The following is an 8,472-nucleotide window of genomic DNA, read 5'->3' as shown; positions in this document are numbered from 1 at the left end:
AATATAGAGGGTTTTGCCCGTGTCACGTTTGGATAATTCCGCTGCCAGTTTCACCCGCTGAGCTTCGCCACCTGACAGGGTGGTAGAAGATTGCCCTAAACGGATATAGGATAAGCCTACGTCTATTAAAGTTTGTAGCTTACGTGCAATCATCGGCACGGCATCAAAAAACTCACGAGCTTCTTCCACAGTCATATCTAACACTTGATGAATGGTTTTGCCTTTATAGCGAATTTCAAGGGTTTCACGGTTATAGCGTTTGCCTTTACAGTGGTCGCACGGCACATATACATCAGGTAAGAAGTGCATTTCAACTTTGATCACCCCGTCACCTTGGCAGGCTTCACAACGTCCGCCACGTACGTTAAAACTGAAACGCCCGACAGTGTAACCCCTTGCCCTTGCTTCCTGAGTGCCTGCAAAGAGTTCACGGATCGGGGTAAATAAACCTGTATAAGTCGCAGGGTTTGAACGTGGCGTACGTCCAATCGGGCTTTGATTGATGTCGATCACTTTGTCGAAATAAGCCAATCCGTCAATGCTCTTATAAGGGGCGACATCGCTGTTTTCTGCACGGTTTAACGCATTTTGAGCAATCGGGAATAAGGTATCGTTAATTAAGGTGGATTTGCCCGAACCCGATACCCCTGTAATACAAGTAAACAGACCGATAGGAATAGCTAAATCGACTTCTTTCAAGTTATTACCGCTCGCCCCTTTTAACACCAGCTGTTTGCTTTCATCTCGTGGGGTACGCTGTTTCGGGATCTCGATTTTTTCCTTACCCGATAAGAATTTGCCCGTAATTGATGCTTCATTTTGCATAATTTCTTGAGCCGTACCTTGAGCAATAATCTGCCCACCGTGTACCCCTGCCCCTGGTCCAATATCGACAATATGATCTGCCGCCATAATCGCATCTTCATCGTGTTCAACCACAATCACGGTATTACCCAAATTCCGAAGATGAATAAGAGTGTTCAACAAACGTTCGTTATCTCTCTGGTGCAAGCCAATAGACGGTTCATCAAGCACGTACATCACTCCCACTAACCCTGCACCGATTTGGCTGGCAAGGCGAATACGTTGAGCTTCACCACCTGATAAGGTTTCTGCCGAACGAGAGAGCGAAAGGTAGTTCAACCCTACATTAACAAGGAAAGACAAACGCTCACGGATCTCTTTGAGAATTTTTTCCGCAATTTGTGCTTTCTGCCCAGACAGATGTAAGCCTTCAAAAAATTCTAAGGCTTCGCCGATACTTTTTTCCGACACCATCGGCAAGTTGGTTTTCTCTAAAAAGACATAACGGGCTTCACGACGTAAACGAGAGCCTTCACAATCGGTACAAGTACGATTATTAATATATTTAGCCAGCTCTTCACGCACTGCATTTGACTCGGTTTCCTTATACCGACGAGCCATATTATTCAGCACCCCTTCAAAAGTGTGAACTCGCTTAACGCTATCACCCCGATCATTCACATAGACAAATTCAATTTCATCTTTTGAACCATTTAAAATGATATTTTGAATTTTCTTCGGTAACTGATTAAACGGCATTTCAATATCAAAATCATAATGTTTCGCTACTGATTTCAACAAACCGAAATAGTAGAAACTACGGCGATCCCAGCCCTTAATCGCACCGCTTGCTAAGGACATATCAGGATTTTGCACCACTTTACGTTCATCAAAATATTGCTGAACTCCCAAACCATCACAAGTTGGGCAAGCCCCAGCAGGATTATTAAACGAGAAAAGACGTGGCTCTAATTCCGTCAGCGAATAGCCACAGTGAGAGCAAGCAAAACTCGACGAAAACACTAACTCTTCTGCATTTGGATCGTCCATATCGGCAATAATCGCTGTTGAACCTGAGAGTTCCAATGCCGTTTCAAAGGACTCAGCTAAACGGGTCGCAATATCGCTACGCACTTTAAAACGATCAATTACCACTTCAATCGTATGTTTTTTCTGCAATTCAAGTTTTGGCGGATCGGACAGATCACAAATTTCCCCATCAATTCTGGCACGGATATAGCCATTAGCGGTCAGATTTTCTAATAATTTTGCGTGTTCACCTTTACGATCTTTCACCACAGGAGAAAGCAACATCAAACGCTTACCTTCAGGTTCTTCCAGCACTCTATCCACCATTTGCGAAATCGTCTGAGCCGCTAACGGCACATCGTGATCAGGACAGCGAGGCTCGCCCACACGAGCAAACAACAAACGCAAATAATCGTGGATTTCCGTCACCGTTCCCACCGTAGAACGAGGATTGTGCGAGGTAGATTTCTGCTCAATTGAAATCGCAGGGGAAAGTCCTTCAATATGATCGACATCAGGCTTTTCCATCAAAGACAAGAACTGGCGAGCATAAGCGGATAAACTTTCCACATAACGACGTTGCCCTTCAGCATAAAGGGTATCAAAAGCCAAAGACGATTTGCCTGACCCTGACAACCCCGTAATCACAATAAACTTATCTCTCGGAAGAACCAAATTCACGTTTTTTAAATTGTGGGTTCTCGCCCCACGAATATCAATATGTTGCATAACTGCCTTCTAAACAAATGTAAAGCAAAAATTTTCAAATTTTCGATCATTATCTCATAAATTGATTAACTGTACAAAATATCAGTTTTAATAGATGATTTTTTTTTATTTTCAGGCAAAATAACTTTTAATGTTTTACAATATTATGTACAAAAATACATAACTATTATTTTTGAACTAATGAGGTAGGGACACACTGCGTGTGTCCCCGATAAATACAAACATATAGTTTCGGACACACGCAGTGTGTCCCTACGCAAAACTACATTTAACCAACACAATTTATTTAAGAGGATTTGATATGGCAGGTGTAAATAAAGTAATTATTGTCGGCAATCTCGGTAATGACCCAGATATGCGTACAATGCCAAACGGCGATGCGGTTGCAACATTAAGCGTAGCAACCAGTGAAAGTTGGAACGATAAAATGACAGGCGAACGCCGTGAGGTCACCGAATGGCACCGTATCGTTTTCTTCCGTCGTCAAGCAGAAGTAGCAGGACAATACTTACGCAAAGGTTCAAAAGTCTATGTAGAAGGCAAGCTCAAAACACGCAAATGGCAAGATCAAAACGGTCAAGATCGTTACACCACAGAAATTCAAGGCGATGTACTACAAATGTTAGACAGCCGTAGCAGTGGCGGTGATTTTGGCGGAAATCAAGGTAGCGGTTGGAACCAAGCACCAGCGCAAACCAACTACAATCAAGGCGGCTACAGCGACAACTATGCTCAAAATAACAACTTCAATGGGGGCAACGCAACCAGACCGCAACCAGCCCAAAAACCTGCGGCTCAAGCAGAACCACCAATGGATAATTTTGATGATGATATTCCATTTTAATTTATAAAAAATGCGGCTTTACGCCGCATTTTTCATATTAATGTTAGTTAGAAGAGATGAGAGATGAGAGCAGAGACAGAAAAAAATTGTTACAGTTAGCTTATAGGAATCGTGTTTTTCAGAGTTTAACCGCCACGTATTAATTTTATCCTTACAGCTCTTATTTTTTCGTAATCGCCCCTAAAATCCCACGCATAATCTGTTTTGTGACTTGATTGCGTAGGTTTCTACCAACCGATTGGGCAACACCGCTAACCACTTGTTCTGCAATAGTTTGTTCACTCTTTTTCTTAGTGCCAAAAATACTTCCGAGCATTCCACCTAAGAAACTATTTTCTTCTGCTTTTGCTTGTTCTACCGCTTGCTGTTGAGCTTGTGCCTGTGCATTTAGTGTTTCAAAGGCAGAAGCATTATCGACATATTGGCTATAATGGAAGTAAAGATCGTCCTGTTTTACAAGAGATAGGCGTTCCTCTTGTGAAATCGGTTTAAGTTGGCTTTGTGGCGGGTAAACATAGGCGATTTCAACTGGTGTCGGCATTCCTTTTTCATCTAACACAGAAATTAACGCTTCACCTACCCCTAATTGGGTAATCGCTTCAACAACATTGACATTTGGATTGGCGCGGAAGGTTTCCGCTGCGGATTTGACCGCTTTTTGATCTTTCGGTGTAAAAGCACGCAAAGCGTGTTGCACTCGATTACCAAGCTGTCCTAGTACGGATTCTGGTAGGTCGAGTGGGTTTTGTGTGACAAAATATACTCCAACACCTTTTGAACGGATTAAACGTACTACTTGTTCAATTTTATCCACTAAAACTTTTGGTGCTCCATCAAATAGTAAGTGTGCCTCATCAAAGAATAGAACAAATTTAGGTTTATCAGGATCGCCCACTTCAGGAAGCTGTTCAAATAATTCTGCCATAAACCAAAGCAGGAAAGCTCCATACATTCTTGGGGAATTGATTAATTTTTCAGAGTTAAGCACATTGATCACACCACGTCCATCACGAGTTTGGATCCAGTCTTGTAAATCTAAAGCAGGCTCACCAAATAAATTTGCAGCCCCTTCATTTTCAAGGGCTAGTAATGCTCGTTGAATTGCACCGACACTTGCGGCAGAAACGTTACCATATTCAACTTGGAATGTTTTGGCATTTTCTGCAACAAATTTGAGCATTGCACGAAGATCTTTAAGGTCAATCAGTAATAACCCCTGATCATCAGCGACACGGAAAACGAGGTTTAATAAACCTTCTTGAGTGTCATTTAAGTTCAACAAACGAGCAAGTAACATTGGCCCCATTTCTGAAATGGTTGTGCGTAATGGAATGCCTGATTCGCCGAATACGTCCCAGAAAGAAACTGGAAATCCGTTTAAGTATGCTTCACCACCCAGTTCAAATTGATCGATACGTTCTGCAATTTTTCCTTGATAACTTCCCGCTTGCACTAAGCCAGATAAGTCACCTTTGACATCAACTAGGAATACGGGAACGCCATCATTGCTAAAAGTTTCAGCAAGTTTTCGCAATGTAACAGTTTTCCCTGTTCCTGTTGCTCCTGCAATTAAACCGTGGCGGTTTGCCATTTTAGCGGTCAAAGAAATGAGATTGCCTGATTTACTGTGTGCAATGGTGTAATTCATTTTTTCTCCTTATTTATATTTCTTGCCTTGTAGTGTTCTTGTTTTGGCTTTTTGTGGCTTTGGCAACGCTAAAAGTACTTCACTATCGTATTGACTAACAGGGATAGCGTGTCCGATATATTCTTCAATTGCTGGTAGATTTACGGCATAACGTTCACAAGCAAAGCTGATCGAAACTCCACTTTCCCCTGCTCGTCCTGTTCTTCCTATACGGTGAACATAATCCTCACGGTCGTCTGGTAAATCATAGTTAAAGACGTGTGTCACATCAGGAATATGTAAACCTCGAGCAGCTACATCTGTTGCCACCAAAATATCTAATTCCCCTTGCGTAAAGCTATCCAATAATGCCAAGCGTTTTTTCTGTGGTATATCGCCTGTTAGCAAGCCAACTCGATGTCCGTCTGCACTGAGGTAGCTCCAAATTTCTTCGCATTTATGTTTAGTATTGGCAAACACAATGCAACGATCAGGCCACTCTTCTTCCATTAATGTTAGAAGTAATGCCATTTTATCTTCATTAGAAGGGTAGAACAGTTCCTCTTTAATCCGATGCCCTGTGCGTTGTAGTGGCTCAATTTCCACATATTCTGCATTGTGCATATCTTCAAATGCCAGTTCACGCACACGATGAGAGAGCGTTGCAGAGAACAACATTGTTAAACGCTCTTCGGGTTTCGGACATTTTCGCATTAAATAGCGAATATCTTTGATAAAACCGAGATCGAACATTCGATCCGCTTCATCTAACACCACGACTTGAATTTTATCGAGATCAATAATGCCTTGTTTGACATAATCAATCACCCGTCCTGTTGTGCCGATTAAAATATCAACTCCACGCTCAATCTCTTGTAGCTGTTTGTCGTAGCCGTCACCACCATAGGCAAGAGCTAAACGCAGATCCGCATACTGCGTTAAAATTGATGCATCAGAGGCAATTTGTACCGCAAGTTCACGAGTTGGTGCAAGAATTAAAGCACGAGGTTGATTATGTTTGGTTGGAATATCGTGATTTAATAGATGATGAAAGGTCGCTACGATGAATGCAAGGGTTTTCCCTGTTCCTGTTTGGGCTTGCCCTGCAATATCTTGTCCGATCAGTGTATAAGGCAACGTTTTCGCTTGAATGGGTGTGCAAAATTCAAAGCCTTTGCTATCAAGAGCAGCCAAGACACTGTCGTGAATCGGAAAATCAATAAAACGTTGTTCAGTAAGGTGTTTAGACATTATGTTCTCCTATAAGCAACAAGCGGTAAATTTTGAGCAGAACGTTGCAACATACAACAAGTGCTATGCAAATAACGGCTGAATATTAAAACTTGGGCGTTGTTCAAGCTGCCAAAGATCGTATTGGGATTGTAAACCAAGCCATAATTCTGGGCTAGTTTTTAATAATTGGCTTAATCTAAGAGCCATTTCAGGTGAAATTGCAGCTTTGCCATTTAAAATACGAGAAAGCGTGACACGAGTGACACCTAAACGTTTAGCCACTTCTGTGACATTATATCCTTCAATATATTCTCTTAAAATAAGCCCTGGGTGAGTTGGATTGTACATTTTCATTGATAGCTCCTTAATGATAATCTTGATAGTCCACGACTTCAGCGTGACCATTTTGAAATTTAAAAGTTAAACGCCAATTTCCACTTACCTTGATAGACCAATGCCCAGCTAGATTACCTTGTAATTGATGTAAATTCCAGCTAGGTGCATTCATATCTAAAGCACTTTTTGCTTGGTTTAGAGTGGCTAATTGAAAAGCAAGTTTACTAGCGTGATTTGCCTGAATACCTGCAGTTGATCCTGTTTCAAAAAATAATTTCAATCCTTTATGCTTAAATGAAATAATCATCTGCCCTCCTGATTGTATCGCTAAACTATACAGAAAAAGAGATGGGATGTAAAGCAATAGGATACATCACTCCCATAAATTCCCATTGTTCTCTTATTGAAAGGCTTTATAATAAAAGCCTTATTTATTTCAAATCAGGAAAAGCATTATGTCAGCAAACACCATCAATCTTAAAAATCGCCATTTTTTACGTCTAATGGATTTCACCCCAAATGAAATTCAATACCTGCTAGATTTATCCGCAAAATTAAAAGCAGACAAAAAAGCAGGTCGAGAAGTCCCAACAATGCAAGGCAAAAATATCGCATTGATCTTTGAAAAAAGCTCAACTCGCACACGTTGTGCCTTTGAAGTTGCCGCTTTCGATCAGGGGGCGAATGTGAGTTATATTGGACCTAGCGGATCGCAGATTGGACATAAAGAGTCAATGAAAGATACCGCTCGTGTACTGGGTAGAATGTATGACGGTATTCAATACCGTGGTTATGGACAAGTATTAGTTCAAACATTAGCAGATTATTCTGGTGTACCTGTTTGGAACGGTTTAACCGATGAATTTCACCCAACTCAAATTCTTGCCGATTTCCTTACGATGATCGAACATTCAAATAAGCCACTTAATCAAATTAAGCTCGCTTACTTAGGTGATGCGCGTAACAATATGGGAAATTCCTTTGTTGAGGGGGCTGCATTAATGGGGGTAGATTTACGTTTAGTTGCTCCTAAGCAGTTCTTTCCTGAACAAACATTATTAGACGAAGTCGCAGAAATGGCTACGAAAACAGGGGCGAAAATTACCTGTACAGAAGATGTTGCAGAAGGGGTTAAAGGTGTTGACTTCGTCTATACGGACGTTTGGGTATCAATGGGCGAACCAGAATCCGCTTGGGAATCTCGTATCAATTTAATGAAGCCTTATCAAGTGAATGCTGAATTGATGAAATTAACGGGTAATCCAAATGTAAAATTCTTACATTGTCTACCCGCTTTCCACGATGACCAAACCCTTGTGGGTAAAGAAATTGCGAAAAAATATGGAATGAACGGATTAGAAGTAACGGATGAAGTATTTGAATCCGAAGCCTCTATTGTTTTTGATGAAGCAGAAAATCGTATGCATACGATTAAAGCGGTGATGGTGGCGACATTGGCTGGGTAGAGTAGGTGCAAAAGGGTGTTTTAATGCTAACGCATGCATGGTTTCGTGTAAAAGGGTAGAAATTCTTTGGTTTTCTGGGGTGAGCTTGTCAGAAAATTTCAGGGCATTCAAATGCACGTTACCGCCGTGACTCGCAAATCCGAGTAGGGATTCTTTCATTTCAGAAAATACAAAGTTAATGCCTGTTCCGTCTGCTAGGAATTCCTCGCTACTTTCTTGGAAGGTAATTTTAGTTTTATCTGAAATCAGTTTGAGTGAGTCTCAAATAACTTGCTTATTGTACTCATTAACGGCAACACCATTTTTATATTCAAAACCTGGAGTTTGCGCTTTTCTAGCCTCTGAGCATCATTAGCTAATAATTGATGAGTAAAGTGAACATTCTCAATTGCGGTTATATCTTT

General features: G+C 41.2%; 7 protein-coding genes. 2 read left to right on the top strand and 5 right to left on the bottom strand.

Going from position 1 to position 8,472, the window contains the following annotated elements; genetic code table 11:
• Positions 1-2,562 (bottom strand): excinuclease ABC subunit UvrA (gene uvrA / locus B0183_RS11395; RefSeq protein WP_078208824.1); only part of this gene is annotated, 2,562 nt, incomplete at its 3' end.
• Between the two features lie 301 nt (positions 2,563-2,863).
• On the opposite strand from uvrA, the gene B0183_RS11390 reads away from it, so the two are divergent.
• Entirely contained in the window at positions 2,864-3,406 is a 543-nt protein-coding gene (locus B0183_RS11390) for a single-stranded DNA-binding protein (protein ID WP_021115958.1), read from the top strand.
• 160 nt (positions 3,407-3,566) lie between these two features.
• Here the strand turns inward: B0183_RS11390 and B0183_RS11385 are convergent, their stop codons facing one another.
• From B0183_RS11385 to B0183_RS11370, 4 genes are all read right to left on the bottom strand, one after another.
• Positions 3,567-5,054: a helicase HerA-like C-terminal domain-containing protein gene (locus tag B0183_RS11385; protein WP_078208823.1), complete on the bottom strand. Its 1,488-nt coding sequence runs from the start codon at positions 5,052-5,054 to the stop codon at positions 3,567-3,569.
• 9 nt (positions 5,055-5,063) lie between these two features.
• Positions 5,064-6,284: an ATP-dependent RNA helicase RhlB gene (gene rhlB, locus B0183_RS11380; protein WP_035494018.1), complete on the bottom strand. Its 1,221-nt coding sequence runs from the start codon at positions 6,282-6,284 to the stop codon at positions 5,064-5,066.
• 63 nt (positions 6,285-6,347) lie between these two features.
• Positions 6,348-6,620, bottom strand: a complete 273-nt coding sequence (locus tag B0183_RS11375) for a HigA family addiction module antitoxin (RefSeq protein WP_078208822.1) — start codon at positions 6,618-6,620, stop codon at positions 6,348-6,350.
• 10 nt (positions 6,621-6,630) lie between these two features.
• Positions 6,631-6,909, bottom strand: coding sequence for a type II toxin-antitoxin system RelE/ParE family toxin (locus B0183_RS11370; protein WP_005712614.1), 279 nt, complete (start codon positions 6,907-6,909; stop codon positions 6,631-6,633).
• Between the two features lie 148 nt (positions 6,910-7,057).
• Here B0183_RS11370 and argF point away from each other — a divergent pair, with 148 nt between their 5' ends.
• Complete coding sequence (argF, locus tag B0183_RS11365) at positions 7,058-8,068, top strand: ornithine carbamoyltransferase (RefSeq protein WP_078208821.1); 1,011 nt, start codon at positions 7,058-7,060, stop codon at positions 8,066-8,068.
• Positions 8,069-8,472: the final 404 nt, after the last annotated feature.

The sequence above is a fragment of the Glaesserella parasuis genome (assembly GCF_002015085.1).
Taxonomy (GTDB): domain Bacteria; phylum Pseudomonadota; class Gammaproteobacteria; order Enterobacterales; family Pasteurellaceae; genus Glaesserella; species Glaesserella parasuis.
This window is presented reverse-complemented; position numbering and strand designations above follow the sequence as displayed.

Coding starts and splice junctions, on each gene's coding strand:
- B0183_RS11375 (WP_078208822.1), bottom strand. CDS start 6,620: ATGAAAATGTACAATCCAACTCACCCAGGGCTTATTTTAAGAGAATAT.
- B0183_RS11390 (WP_021115958.1), top strand. CDS start 2,864: ATGGCAGGTGTAAATAAAGTAATTATTGTCGGCAATCTCGGTAATGAC.
- rhlB (WP_035494018.1), bottom strand. CDS start 6,284: ATGTCTAAACACCTTACTGAACAACGTTTTATTGATTTTCCGATTCAC.
- argF (WP_078208821.1), top strand. CDS start 7,058: ATGTCAGCAAACACCATCAATCTTAAAAATCGCCATTTTTTACGTCTA.
- B0183_RS11385 (WP_078208823.1), bottom strand. CDS start 5,054: ATGAATTACACCATTGCACACAGTAAATCAGGCAATCTCATTTCTTTG.
- B0183_RS11370 (WP_005712614.1), bottom strand. CDS start 6,909: ATGATTATTTCATTTAAGCATAAAGGATTGAAATTATTTTTTGAAACA.